Origin of the sequence: Prevotella sp. CAG:592 (genome assembly GCF_000436015.1) — a bacterium.
GTDB lineage: Bacteria > Bacteroidota > Bacteroidia > Bacteroidales > Bacteroidaceae > Prevotella > Prevotella pectinovora.
Map to the genome: position 1 here is coordinate 1 of NZ_FR892547.1, position 24,184 is coordinate 24,184.

General features: G+C 51.9%; 15 protein-coding genes. 2 read left to right on the top strand and 13 right to left on the bottom strand.

All coding sequences use genetic code 11. From position 1 onward, the window contains the following. Window positions 1-593 precede the first annotated feature (593 nt). Window positions 594-1,856, top strand: a complete 1,263-nt coding sequence (hflX, locus tag QVO99_RS04045) for a GTPase HflX (RefSeq protein WP_022316317.1) — start codon at window positions 594-596, stop codon at window positions 1,854-1,856. 28 nt (window positions 1,857-1,884) lie between these two features. After that, on the top strand, window positions 1,885-3,813 hold the full coding sequence (locus QVO99_RS04050) for a DUF4954 family protein (protein WP_022316318.1): 1,929 nt from the start codon (window positions 1,885-1,887) through the stop codon (window positions 3,811-3,813). A gap of 1,004 nt (window positions 3,814-4,817) precedes the next feature. On the opposite strand, the gene QVO99_RS04055 is transcribed toward QVO99_RS04050, so the two are convergent. The 13 genes from QVO99_RS04055 to QVO99_RS04115 form a co-directional block, all read right to left on the bottom strand. Next, window positions 4,818-5,633: a DUF3108 domain-containing protein gene (locus tag QVO99_RS04055; protein ID WP_042520302.1), complete on the bottom strand. Its 816-nt coding sequence runs from the start codon at window positions 5,631-5,633 to the stop codon at window positions 4,818-4,820. Window positions 5,634-5,675: 42 nt separating this feature from the next. Further along, window positions 5,676-7,760 carry an Ig-like domain-containing protein gene (locus tag QVO99_RS04060; protein ID WP_441295403.1) on the bottom strand — a complete coding sequence of 695 codons (2,085 nt, stop codon included), beginning with the start codon at window positions 7,758-7,760 and terminating at the stop codon, window positions 5,676-5,678. A gap of 81 nt (window positions 7,761-7,841) precedes the next feature. Then, complete coding sequence (locus QVO99_RS04065) at window positions 7,842-9,350, bottom strand: GH3 auxin-responsive promoter family protein (protein WP_022316321.1); 1,509 nt, start codon at window positions 9,348-9,350, stop codon at window positions 7,842-7,844. Window positions 9,351-9,428: 78 nt separating this feature from the next. Continuing rightward, a complete protein-coding gene (locus QVO99_RS04070) occupies window positions 9,429-11,366 on the bottom strand; it encodes a 4-hydroxy-3-methylbut-2-en-1-yl diphosphate synthase (RefSeq protein WP_022316322.1) in 1,938 nt (645 codons plus the stop codon). Between the two features lie 48 nt (window positions 11,367-11,414). Then, window positions 11,415-11,924, bottom strand: coding sequence for a 5-(carboxyamino)imidazole ribonucleotide mutase (purE, locus tag QVO99_RS04075; protein ID WP_022316323.1), 510 nt, complete (start codon window positions 11,922-11,924; stop codon window positions 11,415-11,417). A gap of 124 nt (window positions 11,925-12,048) precedes the next feature. Then, entirely contained in the window at window positions 12,049-12,666 is a 618-nt protein-coding gene (locus tag QVO99_RS04080) for a hypothetical protein (protein ID WP_022316324.1), read from the bottom strand. Then, the gene (gene rpoN / locus QVO99_RS04085) at window positions 12,663-14,255 is read right to left on the bottom strand and encodes an RNA polymerase factor sigma-54 (protein WP_022316325.1); all 1,593 of its coding nucleotides are present in this window, start codon (window positions 14,253-14,255) and stop codon (window positions 12,663-12,665) included. Before rpoN ends, QVO99_RS04080 begins: the two co-directional genes overlap by 4 nt. A 257-nt stretch (window positions 14,256-14,512) precedes the next feature. Next, on the bottom strand, window positions 14,513-15,940 hold the full coding sequence (locus tag QVO99_RS04090; RefSeq protein ID WP_022316326.1) for an L-fucose/L-arabinose isomerase family protein: 1,428 nt from the start codon (window positions 15,938-15,940) through the stop codon (window positions 14,513-14,515). Window positions 15,941-15,988: 48 nt separating this feature from the next. Continuing rightward, window positions 15,989-17,476: a glycerol kinase GlpK gene (glpK, locus tag QVO99_RS04095; RefSeq protein WP_022316327.1), complete on the bottom strand. Its 1,488-nt coding sequence runs from the start codon at window positions 17,474-17,476 to the stop codon at window positions 15,989-15,991. A gap of 8 nt (window positions 17,477-17,484) precedes the next feature. Continuing rightward, window positions 17,485-18,411 (bottom strand): transketolase family protein, encoded by a 927-nt coding sequence (locus QVO99_RS04100; protein ID WP_022316328.1) that lies wholly within the window; start codon window positions 18,409-18,411, stop codon window positions 17,485-17,487. 21 nt (window positions 18,412-18,432) lie between these two features. Next, window positions 18,433-19,311: a transketolase gene (locus QVO99_RS04105; RefSeq protein ID WP_262503192.1), complete on the bottom strand. Its 879-nt coding sequence runs from the start codon at window positions 19,309-19,311 to the stop codon at window positions 18,433-18,435. A 226-nt stretch (window positions 19,312-19,537) separates the two neighbouring features. Beyond that, window positions 19,538-21,739: a ribonuclease R gene (gene rnr / locus QVO99_RS04110; protein WP_022316330.1), complete on the bottom strand. Its 2,202-nt coding sequence runs from the start codon at window positions 21,737-21,739 to the stop codon at window positions 19,538-19,540. 348 nt (window positions 21,740-22,087) lie between these two features. Further along, complete coding sequence (locus QVO99_RS04115) at window positions 22,088-23,872, bottom strand: tetratricopeptide repeat protein (protein WP_022316331.1); 1,785 nt, start codon at window positions 23,870-23,872, stop codon at window positions 22,088-22,090. Window positions 23,873-24,184: the final 312 nt, after the last annotated feature.

Below are 24,184 nucleotides of genomic sequence, written 5' to 3' on the forward strand. Positions count from 1 at the left end.
ACGGGGGAGGTTAGGTGGGGGCTGGATGGCAGTATGCGGAGTAATAATTATTGTTCCCCCACAGTTCAGAATTACGAATAGATAACAACTTTCCTGCGCAGCCGGTTTATCTCTCTAAGTTTTTGTCTGAAAATCTGAGGACAAGATGCCAGGAAAGGGAGTGCCCCAGCACTCGCAAATCCCAATAAATCCTTAAGCTAAATCCAAGAATCATTGACTAAAATATAATCAAAAAAAGATCCGTGAAAGACCAATCCGTGTCAAGTCCGTGGTATCCGTGTTTCTTTTTTTATTTGTGTCCCTGCCGCAGGCTGGGGACACAACGGCAACACGGAATAAATTTATCTGTGAGTAACACGCAATTACAATATCTGTGTTGTATATTCGCTATTGCCCGTCGCAAAAGAGATTTTTCACCATAATATATATGTTGAATCAGCTTTTTAGTTTATCTTTGCATAAGATAAGCTGCGGCTCGGCATAAGAAATAAATGTATTTACTTCATTCTGCTCTCGCCTTGCATTATCTTTGCATATATTTTACTATTGCATATAATTTCTTCATATTAGCATATCATAAGACAACGACATAGATGAAAGAATTCGTAATATCAGAAGTCAAGGCCGAAACAGCCGTACTCGTGGGACTCATCACGAAGGAACAGGACGAGGCCAAGACCAAGGAGTATCTCGACGAACTGGAATTCCTTGCCGACACCGCCGGCGCCGTCACAGTGAAGAGATTCACGCAGAGAGTGAACGGTCCCAACCAGACTACATACGTGGGCAAGGGAAAGCTCGAGGAGATAAAGCAATATATACTCGACGAGGAAGACGCAGAGAGAGAAATCGGTATGGTGATATTCGACGATGAGCTCTCGGCAAAGCAGATTCGCAACATCGAAAACGAGCTGAAGGTGAAAATCCTCGACCGCACATCCCTCATCCTCGACATCTTCGCCATGCGCGCACAGACCGCCAACGCCAAGACGCAGGTGGAGCTGGCGCAATACCGCTACATGCTGCCACGACTGCAGCGACTATGGACCCACCTCGAACGACAGGGAGGAGGATCTGGTTCGGGAGGCGGAAAGGGAAGCGTGGGACTGCGCGGACCGGGTGAGACGCAGCTCGAGATGGACCGCCGAATCATCCTGCAGCGTATGTCGCTGCTCAAGGAGCGACTCGCCGAGATTGACAAGCAGAAGACCACACAGCGCAAAAACCGCGGCCGCCTCATCCGCGTGGCACTCGTGGGATATACCAACGTGGGAAAGTCTACGCTCATGAACCTCATGTCGAAGAGCGAGGTGTTTGCAGAGAACAAACTCTTCGCCACACTCGACACCACGGTGAGAAAAGTGGTGGTGGAGAACCTGCCGTTCCTGCTCGCCGACACCGTGGGATTCATACGCAAGCTGCCCACAGACCTCGTTGACTCCTTCAAGAGCACCCTCGACGAGGTGCGCGAGGCCGACCTGCTGCTGCATGTGGTGGACATCAGCCACCCCGACTTCGAGGAGCAGATAAAGGTGGTGGACAAGACTCTCGCCGACCTGGGATGCGCCGACAAGCCGTCGATGATAATCTTCAACAAGATAGACGCATACACATGGGTGGAAAAAGAGGCCGACGACCTCACGCCTGCCACAAAGGAGAACATGACCCTCGACGACCTGAAGAAGACCTGGATGGCGAAGATGGGAGACGACTGCCTCTTCATCTCGGCACGCGAGAAGATAAACATTCAGGAGATGAGAGACGTGATATACAAGAGAGTGAGAGAGCTGCACGTGCAGAAATACCCTTACAACGACTTCCTGTATCAGGACTACAGCGAGGAAGAACAAAATTAAAAAGAACCCCATACACCACACACACATCATGCGCACACTCACACCATCAGAGATAAAGCGGCTCGAAGAGAACCGCTGCCACGCTGAAGACTGGCAGAAAATCACCGTGGGAGAGAACTTCTCTGCCGACAGGCTCTACGACGTGCAGTTCATAGGAGAATGCAGCATAGGGTCTAACAGCGACACCGTGACCACGGACATGGGATACGAACTGCCCACCGGAATTCGACACGCACGCATCATAAACTCCACCATCGGAGACAACACCCTCGTGGAGAACGTGAGCGCATTCATCTGCAACGCCGACATCGGCGACAACTGCATCGTCAACAACGTGAGCGTGATACAGACCACCGAAGGCACCACCTTCGGACAGGGAAACACCATCAGCGTGATGAACGAGGCGGGAGAGGGAAACGTGGTGCTCTATTCCGGACTCACAAGTCAGATAGCAGCCCTCACAGTGCTGCCGCCATGCTTGGGCGAACAGTATGACGACGCCGACGCCACCATAGAAGCCCGACGCCAGGCTAAAGACGCCGTGAGGAGAATGGTGATGGAGGAGGTGATGAGCCGGATGCCGAAGCGCACGCTGATAGAAGACAACGTGCGCATCACCGACACAATAGAAATCACCAACTCCTGGATAACCCAATGGACAGAGGTGAGAGGAGCGCAGCGCATCAGCGAGACCACGCTGTGGAGCCGACGGGACAACAGCGTGTTTGTGGGAGCCGGAGCGATAATCGACGGATGCATCGTCACCCTCGGCTCGTCGGTGAGCAACAATGCGATAGCCAAAAACTGCTTCATCGGCGAGAACTCCACGCTGACCGACGGATTCTCAGCCACCGACAGCCTCTTCTTCGCCAACTCATACATGGCCAACGGAGAGGCATGCGCCGCATTCTGCGGACCGTTCAGCGTGAGCCACCACAAGTCAACGCTGCTCATCGGAGGTATGTACTCCTTCTACAACGCCGGTTCGGGAACCAACTTCAGCAACCACGCCTACAAGATGGGCCCCATCCACTATGGCATCATGGAGCGCGGAGCCAAGACGGCGAGCGGCGCCCACATCCTATGGCCGGCACATATCGGAGCCTTCACAATGTGTATGGGCAAGATTGCCACACATCCCGACACCTCATCGCTGCCGTTCTCATACGTCATCGGCGACGGCACCGACACCTACATCGTGCCGGCACGCAACATCGCCACCGTGGGCACCTACCGCGACACCGCAAAATGGCCACGCCGCGACATGCGTCCGCAGGGCAGCCGCCGGAGCATGGTGGACACCGAGTGCCTCAACCCCTCAACGATGACCAAGGTGGTGGAGGCGAAGGTGACGCTCGAAGCCCTGCGCGACCAGAAGGGGGCCAGAGAAGTGTATCAGACCGCCGACGGGTCGCTGATAAAGCGGTCGGCGCTCGAAAAGGGAATATCGCTATACACGCTCGCCATAAAGCTATATCTCAACCGCCATCTGAAGTCGGCCGACGAGGAGGCGGACTACAACACCTCGTTTGACGACACAACGGCGAGCCAGACCTTCGGCAGACCGCTCAGCAGGGGAGCGTCGCTCTTTGCCGACCTCGGCGGAATGCAGATAAGCAACGCCAGCGTGATGCGCATCGTAGACGCCATCACCAGCGGAAACATAGACACCACAGAAGACCTCATGGCAGAGATATGCCGCTACTACGACGGCGGAAGTCTCGACACCGACATCGACAGGAAACTGGCACTGCGTATCGCTGATGCCATCTACGGATGGAACAGTATGGATGCCGACGACCGCCGCCGCCTGATAGACAGCTGTCATGAGGCGCGCCGCGAATGGTATGATATGGTACGCCGCGACGCCGAGCGCGAATACGAACTGGGCGACGTGGACGATGCCACTCTGAACGGATTCCTGGCGAAACTCGAAGAGGAGGAGCCGGCTTCGTGAATCAGAGAGGGACAGATTGGGTGGACTTGGTAAGTCTATCATGATATATGAAAAGACTAATTGCCACCAGCCCCCACCTAACCGCTAACCCATCCTAACCGTTTTTACTGAGAATCAGCGATATGGGAAACTTTTGCTCATATCGACCAAATTAATTCCACCAACGGGTTATCTAAAGATAATGCAAAATCCGGGTAAATGAGAGAAATGGGAATGCATTCACATTTCCGAACGGGAGGATTTTATCCAAACCGAAGACATAACAACAAGCTTGCTTGAAAATATACCCGACAACTTGTTTACCAAACAAAAAAATTGTTCTCGCACACAACCCTATTGACATACGTCAATAATGATGTAGGGAAATGCAAAAAATATCCGTTTAGTATTGCAACTTTACAAATAATCCATACCTTTGCATCGTGTTTTTCATAGTATTAGATTTAAGGTTAACAAGATTGGGACTCAGCGGAGCCCCTTTTTTTTTGCCCATAAGTCTGACACATAGAATACCCATGCTTTTTTCAGATGAAAATGCAGAATAAATATATCAGTGAGAATAATGCGTCCATCCACCTGCGGCGATGGACAAAAATTTAAACACATCAGCCCCCACCTAGCCTCCCCCGTAGGGGAGGGACAGATACCATTGGTTGCATGATTATCGTGTGTAGTTATCAGATTATCAAAGGGTTATCAATAGTAATAGTAACTGTCCCTCCCCTTCGGGGGAGGCTAGGTGGGGGCTGATGACAGTATTCTGAGTAACTTGTTCCTTCCCTTTGGGAAGGTTAGGATGGGTTGGATGGGTTGTCCAACGGGGGAGAACGAGAGGGGGCTAATGACAATAACCGAAGAAACACTGCCTATGACATCAGCAAGGTATAGACTGTCTACTTTGTCTATAACTTCAGCCCCCACCTAACCTCCCCCGTAGGGGAGGGACAATTACTCTTAGCTGTCTGATAATCGCCTGTATGTCAGTACAAAGCATCTTCAGCCTGTCATTTCACAAGCGAAGAGATGGGGTTTCTCACACCCTTCATGCTGGTGAGGAATGCTTTCGCACTGCCAAACTTGAGGAACATGTCGAGACGGATAGGCACGTGGTTCTGGTCGTCGGTGACGTAGAAGCGCACTATCTCCTTCCATTTCCTGTCCTCATACTCCAGATACGAGAGCTCCACGCAGCGGTATTTCTTGCCGTTGTCTGCCTTCACCTTTGTAGTGCCGTTGAAACGCAGACGAGCCGGTGTGGTGCCCTTGCCGTCGGCAATAGGGAAGTCTACGACATGACCCTTCTTCCAGTTTGCCGAACTGAAGGAGCGTGCCCTCATGAAGATGTTCATCATGTCGAACACACAATTGCCGGGAGTGAGGTTCTTCCATAAGTGAGAACCGTCGTTGCGCTGACGATGGCAGCGCAGATGCGGTTTGCCGCCGGGATAGGAGTAGAACACCTCGTCCACGGTATACCGCTTTCCTTCACGTGCTCCCTTTCTGAAATACAGCGGTTCGAGTTCCTTTGAAGAGTAGCAGAGCAGCGTGTCGCGAAGCACGAACATATTGTCTACCTTGTTGTTGCCCCTTGTGGTGAGGCTAGACCTATAGGCACTCTTTCCCTTGTATGTGCTCTCTACGGTATACATACTGGCGGTGCCGGCCTTTACCCATACGAACTTCCAGTTATAGTAGAGGTTGTATGACAGGAACTCGCCCGACTTGAATGCTGTGTTGCGAAACGAGCACTGCGCCGATGCCATTGTGCATGATGCCATGACCATTGCCACGACTATCATTATTCGACGAAATCTTTTCATGATGATAATGTTGTTAATAAGTTGTGTCTATCGAGATTCCACTCACTGTCTGCCGTCGTAGCTGATACCGAGTTTCTTTGCCCTTTCGGCGTTGCGGCGCTTGATGGTCTTGTCCTGCTCCGGCTTCTGCTTGGTGATGGCATACGGTTTCTGGTGGGCAGCATCACGGGAGTCGGGAGTCCACGAGAGGGTGATGTCCCATTTCGCCTTGCATTCTATACTCTCCGGATAATAGTATGTAGCCTCAGCCTGTCTGCCGTCGGCATAAGACCCCGTGTCCCATTCGCCGTTGCCGTTGGTGTCTGTGAACATCCTCAGATAATACGTGCCGGGGTTGACATAGAAGAATTCAGCCACTCCGCCACTCACAGCCACCGCCTTCACCGGTTTGTCGTTGGCGTCGAGCAGCTGTGCCACCATTGGCAGCGTGTCGTCAGGAGCGCTGATGTTGACGAGCAGCGTGCCGTATTCGTCTTCCGGCTTCACCTTGAATCCCTGTTTGTATTCCGGCGACGGCGCTCCGTAGATGTCAACGAATGCAGTGGAGTCGATTTCCAGACTGTATTCCACGCCTGGCCTCCACTCCCCTATCAGCTCATACGAGCGCGCCACGTTCTTCCGCTCTCTGAAAATGAACTTGGAGCGATACCACAGCGTGTCGTGACGGGCATAGAGATGAATCATCGAGGTGTCGATGCGTGCCAACGGCGTAGGCATCTCCACGGTGATGTTCCTGTCCGGGTCGAGATATGTGGCAACGTTGTATTTAGGTTCCAGCAGTTCGATAGGCATCTGCTCCTGGTATTCCTTGCCACGCTTCTTCGCCTTGTCCTGCCGCTTTTTCCATTCCTCATATTTCCGCTCACGGTCTTTCTGCCGCTTCTCATACGACACCTTGGAGAGCACATCCAACGTGTCGGTGGTGAGGGAGAGATTGCCGAGCGTATCGGTAGCCATATACGATAGTTGCAGAGTCAGCGTGTCCTGGTTTACGAGCGCCGTGTCGCGCAGCCAATAGCTCACGGTATCGTTCAGCAGCGAGTGTTCCACTATGAAAGCATCGTCGCTGTTGAAGTTCAGTCCCTTCACCACAGGCAGGTTTGCATCACCACCGCTGAAGAAAACGGTGAAGAGACGAGGGTCCTTGCGCTCCACCTTCAGGAAGAAGCGGTCGGTCTGTGTCTCTGTGAATGCCCTCAGCACGAGGTCGTCGGGGATGAACCGCGTATATCCCACGGAACGGATGGAGTCAATATGCAGAGAGTCGCGCCAGATGGTGTCCTGGCGTACCGCCCCAGTGAATTTCGGTTCTATCACATCATCCGAGAAGGCTATCATCTCGCTCTTCTGACTGAAGAAGTAGTTACCGTCGGCATCCTGCAGCGCCACCACCCGGTATCTGCCGGGAGCCACGCCACGCACCACGAAGCGTCCGCGACTGTCGGTGCGCGAAACGCGGAGCAGAGGCTGCGAGAGAAAGGGGTCGAGCGACTTTCCGTCGGCGGCGGCATTATAGCCCTTCAGCAAGTTGCCCTCGGTGAGAGCCTCATCGCCAACGGCATAGAGACCGACGAGGATACCCTTCACCGGTTCCAGATTCTGGGCGTCGACCACGTTTCCTGCCACCTCAAGCGTGTCGATGTGGTCGCTGGTTGAGAAACTGTAGGTGTAGTTGCCCAGAGGATTGCCCTCGTTCATGTCGGAGATGGCATCAGAGAAGTCGATGGTATAGGTGGTGTTGGGCTTCAGCGAGTCTTTCAGTTCCACCACAATCTTCTTTCCGGCACCCTTTATCTCCGGCGTTTCGAGCTGTGGCGGCGACACCACCACTTTCTCCGTGGGATTGTCCACCTGGATGAACTCATCGAAGAGGATGGATATTTTCTTCGCCTTCACCCCCACTCCCTTGTCGGCCGGAGTGCAGCCGATGATGCGTGGAGGCATCTCGTCGAACCATCCTCCGTCGGGCTGTCCCATCTTTGCACAAGACGAGAGCAGCGAAGTGATGGTCAGCAAGACCACGCATGCCGGCAGCCATCCCTGTTTCTCAAGAGAGAAGGAATGCAGAATGGTATTTCTCAAAAAGTCGTTTGCTCTTCTGTATATCATATATATAATATGTGTCATTGTTTGTGCTCATTGCGCCGCTGCCACATAGGTCTTGTCTTCATCCCGAAGATGCCATGCCTGTGGCAGACGGAGCATGCGTCAGCCGTTCATCTTCAGCAGTTCGTCGATGTGCTTGCGGCTGTTGCTCAGGCGCGGCACCTTATGCTGTCCGCCGAGCTTTCCCTTCGACTTGAGCCAGTCGTTGAAAAGGTCTTTGCGCGCCTTTACTATCTCCAGATGCTGCAGCGTGATGTTCTTGTAGCGTTTCGCCTCGTAGTCGCTGTTTATCTCCTGCAGCTTCTTGTCGAGCAGCTCCGTGAACTTGTCGAGGTCGGCAGGCTCCTTGGAGAATTCTATCAGCCACTGATGGCGGCATTTGGCATTGTCGTCCATGAATACCGGAGCGGCGGTATATTCCAGCACCTCGGCTCCTGTCTGCTCACAGGCGTATGCGAGCCCCTTCTCCGCATTGTCAACGATGAGCTCCTCACCGAAGGCATTGATGAAATGCTTGGTGCGGCCGGTGATGACAAACTTGTATGGATTTGTGGACGTGAAGCTCACGGTATCGCCGATGACATATCTCCACAATCCGCACGAGGTGGAGATGAGCATCGCATAGTTCTTGTTTGTCTCCACTCCCCAGAGCGGCACGACGGTAGGGTTCTCCTTGTCGAACTCGTCCATAGGGATGAATTCATAGAACACACCATAGTCTATCATCAGGAGCATCGACTTGTCGGCAGGGTCGTCTTGCAGTCCGAAGAATCCCTCACTGGCATTGTATGTCTCCATATAGTGCATGTTTGGCGAGGTGATGAGCTGTTCATACTGTTTGCGGTATGGAGTGAACGCCACACCGCCATGGAAGAACACCTCAAGATTCGGCCACACCTCCTCAAGATGCTTCTTGCCGGTGAGCTCCATCACTCTGGTGAGCACGGAGAGCATCCACGACGGCACACCGCTGATGTTCGTCACGTTCTTGTTTATCGTCTCCCTGGCTATGCGATCACGCTTTATCTCGAAGTCAGAAAGGAGAGCCGTGGCTTTCTTGGGCACACGTACGAGGTTGGCAAGAGGATTGATGTTCTCTATGAGGATAGCACTGAGGTCGCCCACAAGCGAGTCTGCCACGCCATAGTTGGGCGAGTGGCTTCCGCCAAGGATAAGGCTCTTGCCGTCGAAGAGGCGGCTGTCGGGATTGTTGCGCAGATACAGAGCCACGGCATCCTTGCCTCCGGCATAATGCACATGCTGCAGACCGTCGTGGCTAACGGGTATGAACTTGCTCTTGTCGTTAGTGGTGCCAGAGGATTTGGCATACCATTTCACGCTTCCTTTCCACAACAGGTCGCACTCGCCGTGGCGCATACGGTCGATGTAACCCTTGAGTTCCTCGTAGGTGTTCACCGGAACATGACTGGCGTAATCAGAGTATGAGCCTACGGCTCCGAAGGAATACTTGCGTCCATACTCGGTGTGCTTGGCATTGCTCATGAGATAGTGGAGCACTTCCATCTGCAGTGCCTCTGCCTCCTTGTCGTATCGCTCTATCTCCTTCTGACGGGAGACGAACGCTCCTCGTATTATCTTTGTTAAACTCATTATAATCTGTATATAGTTGTCGTTTGAGGCATGCGGGAAGAGTTGTCGCCCTCCCGCAAAAAGGAAAGCATCATCGCATTATTCCTTTATGTCGCTTCTGATAAGCTGCAGGAGCTTCTCCACTGCCTCTTCTTCGGGTATATTCTTCTCCACACACTCCTTGCGGCGATACAGGGAAATCTTGCCCCTGCCGGCTCCCACATAACCGTAGTCGGCATCTGCCATCTCGCCGGGACCGTTCACGATACATCCCATGATGCCGATCTTCAGTCCCTTCATGTCTTTTGTAGCCTCCTTGATGCGGGCGATGGTGGCACGAAGGTCGTAGAGAGTCCTTCCGCAACCGGGACAAGAGATATACTCCGTCTTGGTGGTGCGCAGGCGGGCTGCCTGGAGAATTCCGAATGCCGTGGCGTCGATGTCGGCATCAGAGAGAGTACCGTTGTTCATGAGCCATATGCCGTCGGTGAGTCCGTCGAACATCAGAGCGCCCATGTCGGCTGCAGCCTCAAGCTGGAAGTCGCCTTTCTCCTCCTGACTGTGGGAATACATCTGGCAGAACACCACTGGATTTGCCACGCCCTCAGTCATAAGTTCATGCACGAGAGCACGCTGCTCGCCAAGGCGGTTCACATTGTTGCTCACGCTGATGACGACAATCTCCGGATGCGCCTTCAGGCATGGGATATATTCGGCGCTCGGCGCTCCGTATGGCAACACAAGGAACTTGAGCGGCGCTTCCACTCCGCTCAGGAACGGGATGGCATTGTATGGGAATATCGGGAACACGTTGTGGCGCTGCTCCTCTGAAATCAGTGTGTAGACATTGAAGTCAACGATATACTTCTGACCTTCCACCTTGTTCTCCGGGAGTTTTGCTCCCATATATAGATAGTCGGGGGTGAGGTCGGGGTTGGCATTTGCAGCCGGAGCCTCATCGCCATGGATTCTGCTGCTTATCACCACAGGCAGGTTGTCGCCGCCGATATTCTCCACGGGAACCGTGGTGCGGCGCTCAGGAGATACCCAATTGAACTTGTCGTATACCCGGCCTGGGATAAGCGTATGCCCGGCACGCCTGGTGATATAGTCCACGAGATGACGAGCTACAGGAATCTCAGCCTCCGGCTCCTCGCTGAGCGATACACGTATGGTGTCGCCGATACCGTCGGCGAGCAGCGCTCCGATACCCACGGCACTCTTTATCCTTCCATCCTCGCCTTCGCCAGCCTCTGTCACTCCCAGATGCAGCGGATAGTCCATCTGCTCACGGCGCATGGTGTCAACCAACAAGCGTACAGACTCCACCATTACCACCGTGTTGCTCGCCTTGATGGAGATCACTACATCCTTGAAGTCTTCACGCTTGCAGATGCGCAGAAACTCCATGCAGCTCTCCACGATGCCTGCCGGCGTGTCGCCATAGCGAGACATGATGCGGTCGGAGAGCGAACCGTGGTTCACTCCGATGCGCACGGCAGTGTGGTGCTCACGGCAGATATTGAGAAACGGCACGAACTGCTTCTCTATCTTCTTCAGTTCCTCGGCATATTCCTCGTCGGTATATTCCAGTTTCTTGAATGTGCGCGCCGGGTCAACATAGTTTCCGGGATTTACACGCACCTTCTCTGCATACAGCGCCGCTACATCGGCTACATGAGGATTGAAATGCACGTCGGCAACGAGCGGCGTAGTGATGCCCTCCTCACGGAGACGGACGTTGATGTTCTTGAGATTCTCTGCCTCTCTCACTCCCTGAGTGGTGAGACGCACGTATTCTCCGCCAGCCTCAATGATACGTTTTGCCTGATCCACACATGCCTCGGTGTCGGCAGTGGGAGTGGTGGTCATAGACTGCACACGGATGGGATTGTCGCCACCAAGCGGTGTGTCGCCGACATTCACCTCATGGGCTTCACGGCGGGAGTAGTTGAAAAGACCGCTCCATCCGTCAGTGTCACATCCTACTCCTGCACATGCATGGGGATTCTGGCTATGATTATTCTTGATATCCATTGGGATTATGAATTTTAACGATTCGGGGTTAGACCCGAAACGGGAAAATCAATTAGTCTTGAAGTTATATTTCACCTCGGCAAGATCCTTGTTTGCCTTCTCTATCTTGGCACCCAGACCATCCTTGTAGTTCTTCATCTTCTCTGCAAGAGAAGCGTCGGCAAGAGCCATTATCTCTACGGCAAGGATGGCGGCATTCATCGCACCATTCACTCCCACCGTGGCAACAGGTATGCCAGGAGGCATCTGTATGATGCTGAGCATGGCGTCCATACCGTCGAAGGCACTACCCTTGATAGGCACTCCGATAACCGGAAGTGTGGTTGATGCTGCGATGACTCCCGGCAGGGCGGCAGCCATTCCGGCACCGGCGATGATAACCTTCAATCCGCGTTCTGCCGCTTCCTTGGCAAATTTCTCCACGGCATCCGGAGTGCGGTGTGCAGAGAGGGCATTGACCTCGAAAGGCACTTCCATATCATCCAGGAACTTCATCGCTTTTTCCATCACAGGCAGATCGCTGGTGCTGCCCATTATAATACTTACTAATGGTTTCATATCTTTATGTTTTTATCGTTGTCCTTATCAAATTTATTTTCCAGACATCCCCATGAGAACAGCGTCGGATTAGAAATGCTGCTGGTGCATCAAAGACCCTGCCTCAGAAAGAGACTGAGGCGTGTCATACGAATATCACCGTGAAGAATCCCACCAACACTCCCACTATGAAGCCGATGTAGAGCTGGCGGAGATTGTGCTGGCGGAGAATCATCCTCGCACTGCCCACCATGCCCGAGAGCAGGAACTGTCCGCAGAGCCACCACACGGGATTGAACATGAACTTGAATCCGAATGCCGCCAAGGCTCCTGCCATTGCCCCCATCGCCGCCATGTGTACGGAAATCTTCCACCACATATTCACTATGGCACATACTATCTGCACCACAAGCGCCGCCACCACAATGCTGCCCATCAGATGCGGCACATGATAGAAAATCATGACGTAATAGCACAAGAAATAGCAGAGTATCGACACGAGATAAGGTATCACACGCTGCTCCCTGGCACCAAGTTCGAAGAGTGTCCATCCGTGGTAGCGATGGTATAGCTTGATGAGCGATACCGGCAACAGTATCGTGAAGATGTAGGCTATGAAAAGCACGAAGAGCTTGTATCCCAAGGGCATGCGGTTGAGATAGCTGAACGTGAACAGAACAGCCAACCCTATGACGGGCAGATAGAACGGCGAGGAAAAGAGGTTCACCCCTTTTGCCAGCCTTATGATGTTTCTTACATTCATTTCTTTCTGAGTCTTGCTACCGGTATTCCCAATTGTTCCCTGTATTTCGCTATCGTTCGCCGTGCTACCGGACAGCCTTTTTGGGCGAGTACCTTCGTGAGGGCATCGTCTGAATAGGGTTTCGACTTGTCTTCCCCGTCGATTACCTCCCTCAATGCCAATTTTATCTTGCGTGTGGACAGCTCCTCGCCGTCCTCTGTCTTTATTCCGTCGCTGAAGAAATGGCGGAGCTTGAACGTACCCCAGCGTGTCTGAGCATACTTCATGTTGCTCACTCTCGATATCGTGGATATGTCGAGACCCGTGCGGTCTGCCACATCCTTGAGTATCATGGGTTTCATGTCGCTCTCATCGCCGTCCTGGAAGTATTTGCGCTGTATGTCGATTATCGCCTTCATGGTGACATACATGGTGTGCTGCCTCTGCTTCACGGCGTCGATGAATCCCTGTGCCCGTTCCACTTTCTCCTTGGCATAGAGCAGCGCCTCCTTGTCGCGTCGCGACATCGACGCCTTGTTTGCCTTGTAGCCCTTGAGCAGTTCGGTGAACGAGGGCGAGACATACAGGTTTGGCACATGGCCGCTGTTGATGGAGAATGTCACGGTGCCGTCGTCGGCGGTATCCACTATGAAGTCTGGCGTTATCTGCTGCATGTTTCTGCCTTCGGTCTCGCCGAGCGATGCACCCGGCTTGGGATTCAAGCGGAGGAGTTCTGAATACACCGTGTCGGCGGTAGTGGGGGGAATGTTCAGCTGCTTCACTATCTTGTCCCAATGCTTGTTCATGAACTCATCGAAATACCTGTCGATGACCTTTAGCATCAGTCGTGTGATTTCAGTGTCGGGCCGCCTTCTGATCTGCAGCAGCAGGCATTCGCGCAGGTCGGAAGCTCCTATGCCGGCAGGATCGAAAGTCTGCAGCAGGGTGATGACGTTCTTAACATCCTCCTCCGTGCAGTATATGTTATGATAGATGGCAAGCTCGTCTGAAATGCTGTCGGCAGACTTCCTCAGCAGTCCGTCGCCATCGAGCGACCCTATCACATATTCCATTATCTCCCTCTGACGGTCGTCGAGGTCTACGTCAACCATCTGCTCCTTCAGTTTGTCGTAGAAAGAAGCCTGCTCGCCATATACCATCTCCTCATAGTCGGCAGAGTCGGCATTGCCGTAGTATGACGGATAGTCGGCATCTGGCATACGGTCGTCCATACCGATGTTCGACAGTGCGTCGTCGAGTGCCGAAGCCCTCTCCTCCCTTTCTGTCGCCGCATCGAAAGCCGCGGATGCCTCGTCTACGGTGTCGTCGCTGTCGCCGGCGGATGCTGACGCTTCATTACCGGCAGACGGGGTTTCCTTGGTGGCAAACGCCGAAGTGTCGGCAGACTCCATTTCTGAATCTCCGGCAAATGCCGCATCATCCGGCGAAGAGCTTTCCATGGCGGGATTATCGTCAATCTCTGCCTGTATGCTCTGCTCCAGTTCGGTAAGCGGCATCTCCAGCATCTTCACCGCAAGCATCTGCTGCTGCGTGAGTCGCTGCACCTGAACAGTCTTCTGCTCCTGACTTTGAATTAGCTTCTGTGACATAACGGTGCAAAATTAAGTATTTTATTCGTTATTATCATCAGTCTATCTTTAAAATTGCATTATAGAGTGTTTTAATTATCCGAAATGGAATAACCCGGTTTACTTTTATGCACAAATAAGCGGCAAATGGTCATAATATCCAGACATTCTACCAGACATGTGAAAAAAGGCGAAGGGATGCGCCATTCACATGGAACATCCCCTCTTCGTTTTTAATCATCTATGAAAAATGTATTTATTATTGCAGTGTGTATGTGTTATTCATGCACATAAAGGTCCCAGCCGAGATAGCTGTCGAGAGCCTCCTCGATGACACCTGCCACATCAGCACGCACGAGTGCCACATGGTGTTCGAAACCGTTCTTGCAGATATACTTCATCAGCTTCTGCAGTTCAGGCACCTCGGTGACAACGATGCAGCCATCCATGCCGTATGGATCGTCGGTCATCTTTCCCTCTCCCACGTATGCCTTTATCATTCCCTTTGTATCGTCGGTAGAGATACGGAAGAAGGTGAAGTCGCCGGCGCTCACCTTGGCATACACGGCACCGAAGGTGTTTATCTTGCCGAGCGTGCGGCCGAGCACGCCAAGCGGGCCAAGGCGCAGGTTGTCGTTGCCGATGAACGATTTAGGGAAGTTTCCGCAGTGGGTGCATACACACTTGTTGCGGTTTTCTGCAAAGTTGTTGTTCCAGTCGGCGATTGCCGACGGTTCTTTGGATGCCAGCGTCAATGCGAGCATAGACACGGCACCGGCAATGTCGGTCTCACAGGCTGCCGGTATGCCAGCCTCGCTGAGCATACTCATGGTGACGCAGGCAGCACAACCGAAGTTCTGCTCCAGCGAGTCCCAACACTGTATCGCCACGGCATCCACCTGGTTTGCCTCAACCCAACGGTTTACGGCAACGCCGAACTTGCACTGCAGACGCAGCTTCTCCCTGTATGATTCAGGCACCTCAGCATATCCTGCCACCTTCTCCATCTGGCGGAGCAGGTCGGTGTCGCTGTCTTCTATCGCCTCTGCGGCATATAGAATCTCGCTCAAGTCTGCCGGCACCACAGTGATGCCCGATGCCTGCAGCAGTTTCTCACTCGCACGACAGGTGTTGAAGCCCAGCGGACGAGTTCCTATCTGACCGATGCGGGCATGTTTCAGTCCGTTCACCACGCGGCATACGGCAGCGAAGCGGTTGATGTCTTTTGCCAACAGGTCGGAATATATTGAGTATGTATGCAGAGTGGTGTCTGTGAATGGGATGCCATACTGGTAGAGGTTGTTGCATACTGAGATTTTTCCGCAGAATGCGTCTCTACGGCTGTCGAGGTCCACCTTGTCGTTCTCGTCGTCGCAAGCCTGCACGAGAACCGGCACATGCAGGTCGGCAACACTGATTGCGTTTATGATGCCGATCTCGAAACCGAAGTTAGGCAACGACACGATGATGCCGTCGATGCGGTCACGGTTCTGGCGGAACAGCTCCGCACATTTCAGTCCGTCCTCTCTTGTCTCTATGCTGCTGCTTCCCGTAGGAGTAGCATCTTCTGGGAGTATCACATAGTCGTAGCCCTCGGCGTCCAAAGTCTTCAGCAACTGCTTGCGCACGTCTCTGGCAAGCTCAGAGTTGAAATATGCACGTGTGCCGATGATGACACCGAAACACTGTTTTTTGTTCTTCTTCATAATGTTCTTGTCTTTTGTTTCTTAGTTTTTACATGTAGAAGGTTTATTTCATTCGGGAGAATTGATGATCTGTCTCACAGCCTTGTGCCATCCCTCTATGTTCTTCTCCATCCAAGCTTCGTTGTCCTGCGAACATACGGTCCATCGGCTGCGGCGCAACCGTGCCACCTCATCGAAACTCTTCCATACACCGCGAGAGAGTCCGTTCATGACAACGGCTCCCAATGCCGATGCCTCTTCAACGTCGGAACAGTTTACCGGCACTCTCAGACAGTCTGCCTGAAACTGCATCAGGAACCTGTTCTTGGTCGGTCCTCCGTCCACACGAATCTCCTTCAGGTCTATGCCAGCCTTCACCGTCATCGCCTTCACGAGGTCGTTCACCTGATATGCTATCGACTCCAGGGCGGCACGCAGGAAATGCGCTCTCGTAGTGGCGAGCGTCATACCCATCACGGCAGCCCTCACCTTGTCGTTCCACCATGGTGCGCCGAGTCCGGCAAACGCCGGCACGAAATACACGCCGCCATTGTCTGCCACCGACAGCGCCTCAGGCTCCACGTCGGCTGGCGAGTCAATCATCTTGAGCTGTTCCTGCAGCCATTTCAGTGTGGCTCCCGTACTGTGTATGTTTCCCTCAAAGGCATAGAACACCTTTCCGAGGGCGGCAAATCCGATAGAGGTGACGAGTCCGTCGGGGGCTGGCGCCGCCTTCTCGCCGATGTTCACCATCACCGACGACCCAGTGCCGTAGGTTGCCTTTCCGAGTCCTGCCTCGAAACACATCTGTCCTGCCAGCGCTCCATGGGAGTCGCCGAGCACTCCGGCAATGGCAACAGGCTGCAGGAAGAGTCCTTCCACCACAGTATCGCCGAACACGCCGTCGCATGGCAACAGTTCCGGCATCATGCTGCGAGGGATACCGAAGAGTCTTAGCAGGTCGTCGTCCCACTGCAGCGTATGTATATTCATCAGCATCGTGCGTGATGCGTTGGTATAGTCGGTGACATGGCGTTTCCCGCCGGTGAGTTTCCATATCAGCCAGGAGTCCATCGTTCCCATGAGCAGTTCGCCACGGTCTGCCTTTTCTCTCGCACCTTCCACATTGTCGAGAATCCATTTCACTCCGCTCGCCGAGAAATAGGGGTCGATGAGCAGTCCGCTCTTCTCCATCACCATCGGTCCGTAGCCCTGCGCCTTCAGTTCGTTGCAGATGTCCACGCCACGCATGCACTGCCAGACCACGGCATTGCATACTGGATGTCCGGTGGTCTTGTCCCACACCACCACGGTCTCCCTCTGGTTGGTGATTGCCATGGAGTAGCTTGCCTCCATGTCGGCATCCTTCATCAGCTGCTTCACGGCAGCTATCACATTGGCGTAGATCTCTTCGGCGTCGTGTTCCACCCATCCAGCCTTGGGATAATACTGGTGGTGCTCCACGTTGACACGCTGAAGCATCTCGCATCTGTCATTGAAGAGCATCGCCTTTGTTGCCGATGTGCTCTGGTCTATGGCTATGATATAATCACCCATTTGTCTTGTCATTTCTTGAGAAAGTCGTTGGCTGCCTTCACTATGCCGTCGGCATCGAGTCCGTAGTGGGCGAAAATCTCCTTGTTGGTACCGTGAACCACATTCTCGTCTGGTATGCCGAGGATGCGCACGGGCACCGGATTCTCCGAAAGTGTCTCTGTGACGATGGCTCCGAGGCCGCCGAACTGGCTGTGCTCCTCCACTGTTATGATGCGTCCTGTCTCCTCTGCCGCCTTGCGGATGGCTTCGGCATCAAAAGGTTTCAGCGACGACATGTCGAGCACACGGGCACTGATGCCCTGCTCCTTCAGCATCTTTCCTGCCTGAAGGGCGTGGTATACGGTCTCGCCGCATCCTATGATGGTGATGTCTTTACCGTCGAGCAGCATGTTTGCCTTGCCGAGCTGGAAGTCGAAGTCGTCGTTCTCATATACGTCGGGCACTGCCGCACGTCCCACTCTCACGTATACAGGATGTGGGAAATCCACGAGCAGCTTCACCAGCTTGCGTGTCTGGCGCGCGTCGCATGGCAACACGATGTTCATTCCCGGGAATGTGCGCAATGCCGCGATGTCGTGCAGACTGTGGTGTGTGGCTCCGAGTGCTCCGTATGCCACTCCTCCGCTCACACCGAGTATCTTCACCGGATTCTCACTGTATGCAAGGTCTACTTTCACCTGTTCCAGACTGCGTGCCACATAGAAGCATGCCGGACCGCAGGCAAATACCTTCTTTCCGCTGTGTGCCAGACCGGCTGCTATTCCCACGGCGTCTTGCTCAGCGATACCACATTCAACGAACTGCTCCGGCAGCTGGTCGGCGAAGTCGTTGAGCGTCACCGAACCGCGTGCGTCTGTCGTTACAGCAATAATATCCTTGTCCTGCTTTGCCAATTCAAGCAAAGTGTCAGTAAAACTCTTTCTACAAGCTATCATAGTTCTATATCAATGTGTGTATTAAAGGTTCTTTATTCTTTCGTCTATCTCGCTGAGTGCCTGGCGATACTGTTCCTCGCTCGGCATGCCGTGATGCCATTTTGCCACATTCTCCATATACGACACTCCCTTTCCCTTAGTGGTGTTTGATATCAGGAGGTGTGGCTTGTGGTTGGTATAGTCGATGGCGGCAAAAGTCTTCATGATGTCTTCCATGTCGTCACCGTCCATGCGTTTCACGTCCCATCCGAAGGCTGTCCAGCGTGCCGCGATGTCTTCTATAGCCATCACGTCTTCGGTGTTGCCGCTTATCTGCAGATGGTTGCGGTCGATGATAGCCACCAGGTTGTCGAGCTTATACTGATGTCCTGCCATGGCAGCCTCATAGATAGAGCCTTCGCCCTGCTCGCCGTCGCCCATCATCACAAAGGTCTTGTAGTCTCTCTTGTCCATCTTGGCAGCCAGTGCCATACCCACTCCGATAGAGAGTCCGTGACCCAGCGCTCCTGTGTTCACTTCGATGCCCGGCACTTCAATGGTGGGGTGTCCGCTGAGTATGGAACCGAACTTTCCGAGCGTGTCGGTGATTTCCTTCTTCAGGAATCCCTTTGCCTCAAGGGTGACATAGAGTGCTTCCACGCAATGTCCTTTACTGAGAACGAAACGGTCGCGGTCGGGATTCTTCACGTCGGCTGGACTGACGTTCATGATATCGAAATAGAGTGCTGTCATCACATTGAGACATGACAGGTCGCCGCCGATGTGTCCGGCTTTGGCATTGTAGACCACTTCGATAAGCCTTCTGCGGTTTATCTCGGCTTGTTTTATGAGTTCTTTTGTTTCCATCTTCTTCTTTTTGTTCTTTTTATATACAAGACGCGGATGGGACTCTTTTGTAATGCCTTAGTGACGGTGAAAAAATAACTTGGTATGATTTGAGCCTCATATTTTTTGAGATATTTTGTTTGATACTGCCGGCTGATATCGGTTGGGAATGATGCGGGGGCAACGGTATCTGCCTCATTATGATACAGTAATTGGCAACCTGTACTCTCTCATGACGGAAGAGTACCGGTTGCCAATGACGATATGATTATCAATAGTTTATCCTGAGCGTAGCAGCTGTCTACTCGTCAGCGATTCCGAAGTCGAGCTGTTTCTTCTCCAGGTTTGCCTTTGCCACCTGCACACGTATCGGGTCGCCAAGCTGATACCTGTTGTGGTGGCGACGGCCTACAAGACAGTAGTTGCGCTCGTCGAAATCGTAGTAGTCGTCCTTCAGGTCTCTCAGCGACACCATACCCTCGCAGTGGTTCTCGTCGATTTCGCAATAGATGCCATAGGAGGTGAGTCCGCTGATGTGGGCATCGTAGGTGTTGCCTATCTTGTCTGACATAAACTCCACCATCTTGTATTTTATACTGTCGCGCTCGGCGTTCTGTGCTATCTGCTCCATGTCGCTGGAGTGTTCACACAGTTCCTCGTAGTGCTCCTTGTTGGCACTGCGTCCTCCTGCCTGATAGCGTGTGAGCAGGCGATGCACCATAGTGTCGGGATAGCGGCGGATAGGACTGGTGAAGTGGGTGTAATACTCGAAGGCGAGTCCGTAGTGGCCGATGTTGTGGATGCTGTATTTTGCCTTCATCATGGCTCTCAGTGCCACGGTCTCTATCACCTTCTGCTCCTTCTTGCCGGCGCATTCATCGAGCAGAGTGTTGAGACTCTTTGTGATGGCACCCTTCGTGCCGTCGGTCTTCACCTTATAGCCGAACTTTACCACAAACTGTCTCAATGTCTCCAGCTTCGTTGGGTCGGGCTGGTCGTGGATACGGTATGGCAATGTCTTCGGCTTCTTTCCCTTCGCCACCTTTCCTACGCTCTCTGCCACGGTGCGGTTGGCGAGGAGCATGAACTCCTCCACGAGTTTGTTGGCGTCTTTGGCTATCTTGAAGTAGCAGCGTGTCGGCTTGCCCTTTTCGTCGATGTCGAAGCGCAGCTCCTCACGGTCGAACTTCACCGAACCGTGTTTGAACCTTGCGGCGCGCAGCTTCTTGGCTATGCGGTCGAGCATTATGAGCTCCGTGGCATACTCTCCCTGATATGTCTTTCCCTTGGCTGGTGGCGGTGCTGGCTGTCCTGTTCCGTCCACCACTCCATTGTCTTCAAGGATTTTCTGCACTTCCTCGTAGCAGAAACGGCGGTTGCTCTTTATCACGCAGTGATGGAGCCGCCAGCGCAACACCTCTCCCTCTTCGTTCATGTCGAATATCACGCTGTATGTGAGCTTCTCCTCGTCGGGGCGCAGCGAACAGATGAAGTTGCAGAGTCGCTCCGGCAGCATAGGTATGGTGCGGTCTACGAGGTATATACTTGTGGCTCGCTTCACTGCCTCCTTGTCGATTATAGACCCCTCGGTGACGTAATGCGACACGTCAGCGATATGTACTCCTACTTCCCATAAGCCTTTCGACAGTTCGCGGATAGAGAGGGCGTCGTCGAAGTCCTTGGCGTCGTGTGGGTCGATGGTGAAGGTGGTGACGTCGCGGAAGTCTTCTCTCTCCTTGTAGTCCTGCTCGGTTATCGTAGGGTCTATCTTGTTGGCAGCGTCTTCCACTGCCTTCGGATATTTGTATGGCAGACCGTATTGAGCGAGTATGGAGTTCATCTCCACATCGTTGTCGCCGGTCTCGCCGAGCACGTCAACCACTTCGCCTATCATGCTCTTGTTCTCCTTGGATGGCCACTGGGTGATCTTCACCACTGCCTTGTCGTTGGTCTTTCCGCCCTTCAGCTTGCGCTTGGGGATTATGACGTCGTTTACGAAGATATTGCCGTCTGACACGAGGAAGGCGAAGTCTCTCTCCACTCTGAGCTTGCCCACGAAGGTGTCTTTGGCTCTCTGCAGTATCTTTGTCACCATTGCTTCGCGGATGTGGTTCTTGCGGCGCGCCATGATGGTGAACTGCACCTTGTCGCCGGTGAGGGCGAACATGGAGTTGCGCTCTGCCACGAATATCGGGGCTGCACCGTCGTCGGGAACGATGGTGTTCTTGCCGTTCGCCTTGCGCTGGAAGGTGCCTTCCTGCACCTGTCCGTTCTGGTTGAGCTGATAGGCGCTTTCGCCTTTCCTGACGAGGAAGTCGTCCCATGCCATTTCCTCCATCACGTCAACGGCGAGCATCTTTGCGGGATGCGTGTCGAGACGGAGCGCACGGAATATTTCCTTGAAACTATGTTGCTTTTCGGGATTCTCCAAGAAGAAGTTCTGGAGCTTATCTATAATCTGCTTCTTGTTAAGTCGTTTTCTTCCTTTTCCACCTTTTGCCATAATAGTAAAGTTTTATATTAGAAATATCATCAAAAAAAACAATCCTACACGCTTTCATCCATCCTCCCTGACAATCATCAAGCGGCAAATATTGTTTTCATCACTGCTTCCTGCATTTCGGGGAGTGACGCGTATCATTGGGGTATGCATTGTTCTTTTTGCGAAGTTACAAAAAATATTCTTTCGATGTCTATAAAACCGGATAATTGTAAAGCCTTTGTTACGTTTTTTTAGTAATCGGTAACGGGGAGGGGAAACTTTTCTGGTATAGATTCTTGATATAGATACAACTTGTCGTGTAACCCGAACAAACAATAAAAATACGAATACAGTCTGACAGGAAACAAGCTACAACGACCTCATCAGCTCAGCCCATTTGCTGGCTGTTCCCTTGGTCTTGAAATTCTTGAAATATAATCTGGTACAAATTGAATAAACGGTATCTTTCGACCTGATTACGAGGACGGAAATGTCAGAAAAGCTCATACCAATTTTCAGCAACACACACACCTTCATCTGTATCTCGCTCATACGGCAGAATTTCGCTATATTATCCTTGTAACTTGGATAAATCCGATTCACCGTAGCGAACAACTCATCCCAGTCTTCAAACTTCACATTCTCTCCTCCCGAAATTGCCAGCATCAGTTTTTTGAACACCTCTGATTCAAGAAATTTTTTGTCGCGCAGATTACGGGAACGAACAATAAGTTTCTTCTTCTGAATGTCATCATTTATGTCAGCAACGGCAAATACCTGTTCTTCATTGCCGATTTTTCCACTTTTCGACTCAGCAAGTTGCCTACGCATCTGCTCCATTTCCATCTCCTTTTCTGCAATAGCCTCTTCCTTCAGCTCATGTTCCCTTTCCAATGCCTTGTTCAATATCTCCATACGGGTTTCAAGAAGGCGTTTTCTCCGCCATAAAATGAAATATGTCAACATTGACAAAAGGGCTATGATTATCGCAATGGTCACGGAAACTATAATATAGACCGTCTGACGCATCTGATGCATCTCTAGCTTCAGATTCTCCTTCTCTTTCAATTCGTAGTCATACATGGCATTGGCACTTGCCAAAGCATCACGTGGCGAAACGATATCCACAGAGTCAACATATTTTTTGTAACTCTCGAAGTTACCTAAAGCGCCTTCTGCATCACCATTCTTCAGGCTTTGCACCGTTAGCCACCAATAAGCATGACGCTTGGCATATACAGACCCATGTTGTAGCACCTTGTTGCAAAACACAGCGGCAGAATCCCGCAGACCGAGCTTGTCATAGATTTCAAAAGACAAGGAGTATGTGGAACTGAGTGTGGCATTGCCAACATTACGACGCGCAGAATCAATAAATTTCTTCGCTTCTGTAAGAGGACCATTCTCGTTATAGTAATTTGCGAGGAAACCATCCACCTCCGACAATAGGGCTGCATCATCTATCTTCAGGGCCATGCTCCTGGCCTTGAGGAGCATCTTCAGAGCTTTGTTCTTATAGCCTAATGCCATATAGCTCCATGCCATATTGTTATAGTCATACACACAATGTGTGAGATCGCCTTGACTCTCATGTATCTGCAAGGCTTTCTTCTGCCATTTCAGAGCTTCACTGTCGAGCCCCTGTACAGAATAGATATAGGCCAATTGATAATAGCAAAGGGCTTCTATATCTGTAGGAGCCTTTATGGTATGGTTCACTCCTACTATCTTCATGAAATACTCTACGGCTTTAGGGTAGTCATTCAATGTGCGATACACGCAACCCGCACAATAATATACATCCGACAGCATAGCATCATCACCATATCCTTCATAATGGTCAACGAGTGCCAAGACTTCTTCATCATCTTTAAAATCAGAGTTTTCTTTCACCTTAAGTTTGAGAGAAAGAAACTTCAGGAACCATCTGCCATCCTCATCATAGGTTTTCTCACGCTTCTTGGCTGCAATAAACAGTGTTTTTGCCCTTTGTATATCCTTACTACACAAAGCGTTTATATGGGCAAGCTCACGAGGTGTAGCGTTTCTCTTGTGAACAAGAAACAAAGACATAGCTACGACCATCAAAGCTACAATCAAGAGGGCGACTAAAAGAAAGCGTCTCCTAACCGACAGATTCTCTCTAAATTTCATAGGATTTTATATTGTTATTTACTGCTATTCTCTTCATCCCCAGACACTGCAATGAAGTTACCTATAAGCCGTCTGCAAAGATAATAATAACAATCTGTTCACTAAAAAGACTTTCAACATTATTATTACACCCGGCTCTAAATTCATCACAATTAATGACGAGGGAAATGCACAAAGGGGAAGGGCCCTTGACTTTTAAGACAAGTTCCCTCTCCCCTATCTAACTTAATTTACGTGATTCAAAATTAAACAAGCTCTGACTGCATCATTGCAGCTTGTATGTCTCTGTCTTCACTCCATTGACGACGAACG

Coding starts and splice junctions, on each gene's coding strand:
- hflX (WP_022316317.1), top strand. CDS start 594: ATGAAAGAATTCGTAATATCAGAAGTCAAGGCCGAAACAGCCGTACTC.
- QVO99_RS04050 (WP_022316318.1), top strand. CDS start 1,885: ATGCGCACACTCACACCATCAGAGATAAAGCGGCTCGAAGAGAACCGC.
- QVO99_RS04055 (WP_042520302.1), bottom strand. CDS start 5,633: ATGAAAAGATTTCGTCGAATAATGATAGTCGTGGCAATGGTCATGGCA.
- QVO99_RS04060 (WP_441295403.1), bottom strand. CDS start 7,760: ATGACACATATTATATATATGATATACAGAAGAGCAAACGACTTTTTG.
- QVO99_RS04065 (WP_022316321.1), bottom strand. CDS start 9,350: ATGAGTTTAACAAAGATAATACGAGGAGCGTTCGTCTCCCGTCAGAAG.
- QVO99_RS04070 (WP_022316322.1), bottom strand. CDS start 11,366: ATGGATATCAAGAATAATCATAGCCAGAATCCCCATGCATGTGCAGGA.
- purE (WP_022316323.1), bottom strand. CDS start 11,924: ATGAAACCATTAGTAAGTATTATAATGGGCAGCACCAGCGATCTGCCT.
- QVO99_RS04080 (WP_022316324.1), bottom strand. CDS start 12,666: ATGAATGTAAGAAACATCATAAGGCTGGCAAAAGGGGTGAACCTCTTT.
- rpoN (WP_022316325.1), bottom strand. CDS start 14,255: ATGTCACAGAAGCTAATTCAAAGTCAGGAGCAGAAGACTGTTCAGGTG.
- QVO99_RS04090 (WP_022316326.1), bottom strand. CDS start 15,940: ATGAAGAAGAACAAAAAACAGTGTTTCGGTGTCATCATCGGCACACGT.
- glpK (WP_022316327.1), bottom strand. CDS start 17,476: ATGGGTGATTATATCATAGCCATAGACCAGAGCACATCGGCAACAAAG.
- QVO99_RS04100 (WP_022316328.1), bottom strand. CDS start 18,411: ATGATAGCTTGTAGAAAGAGTTTTACTGACACTTTGCTTGAATTGGCA.
- rnr (WP_022316330.1), bottom strand. CDS start 21,739: ATGGCAAAAGGTGGAAAAGGAAGAAAACGACTTAACAAGAAGCAGATT.
- QVO99_RS04115 (WP_022316331.1), bottom strand. CDS start 23,872: ATGAAATTTAGAGAGAATCTGTCGGTTAGGAGACGCTTTCTTTTAGTC.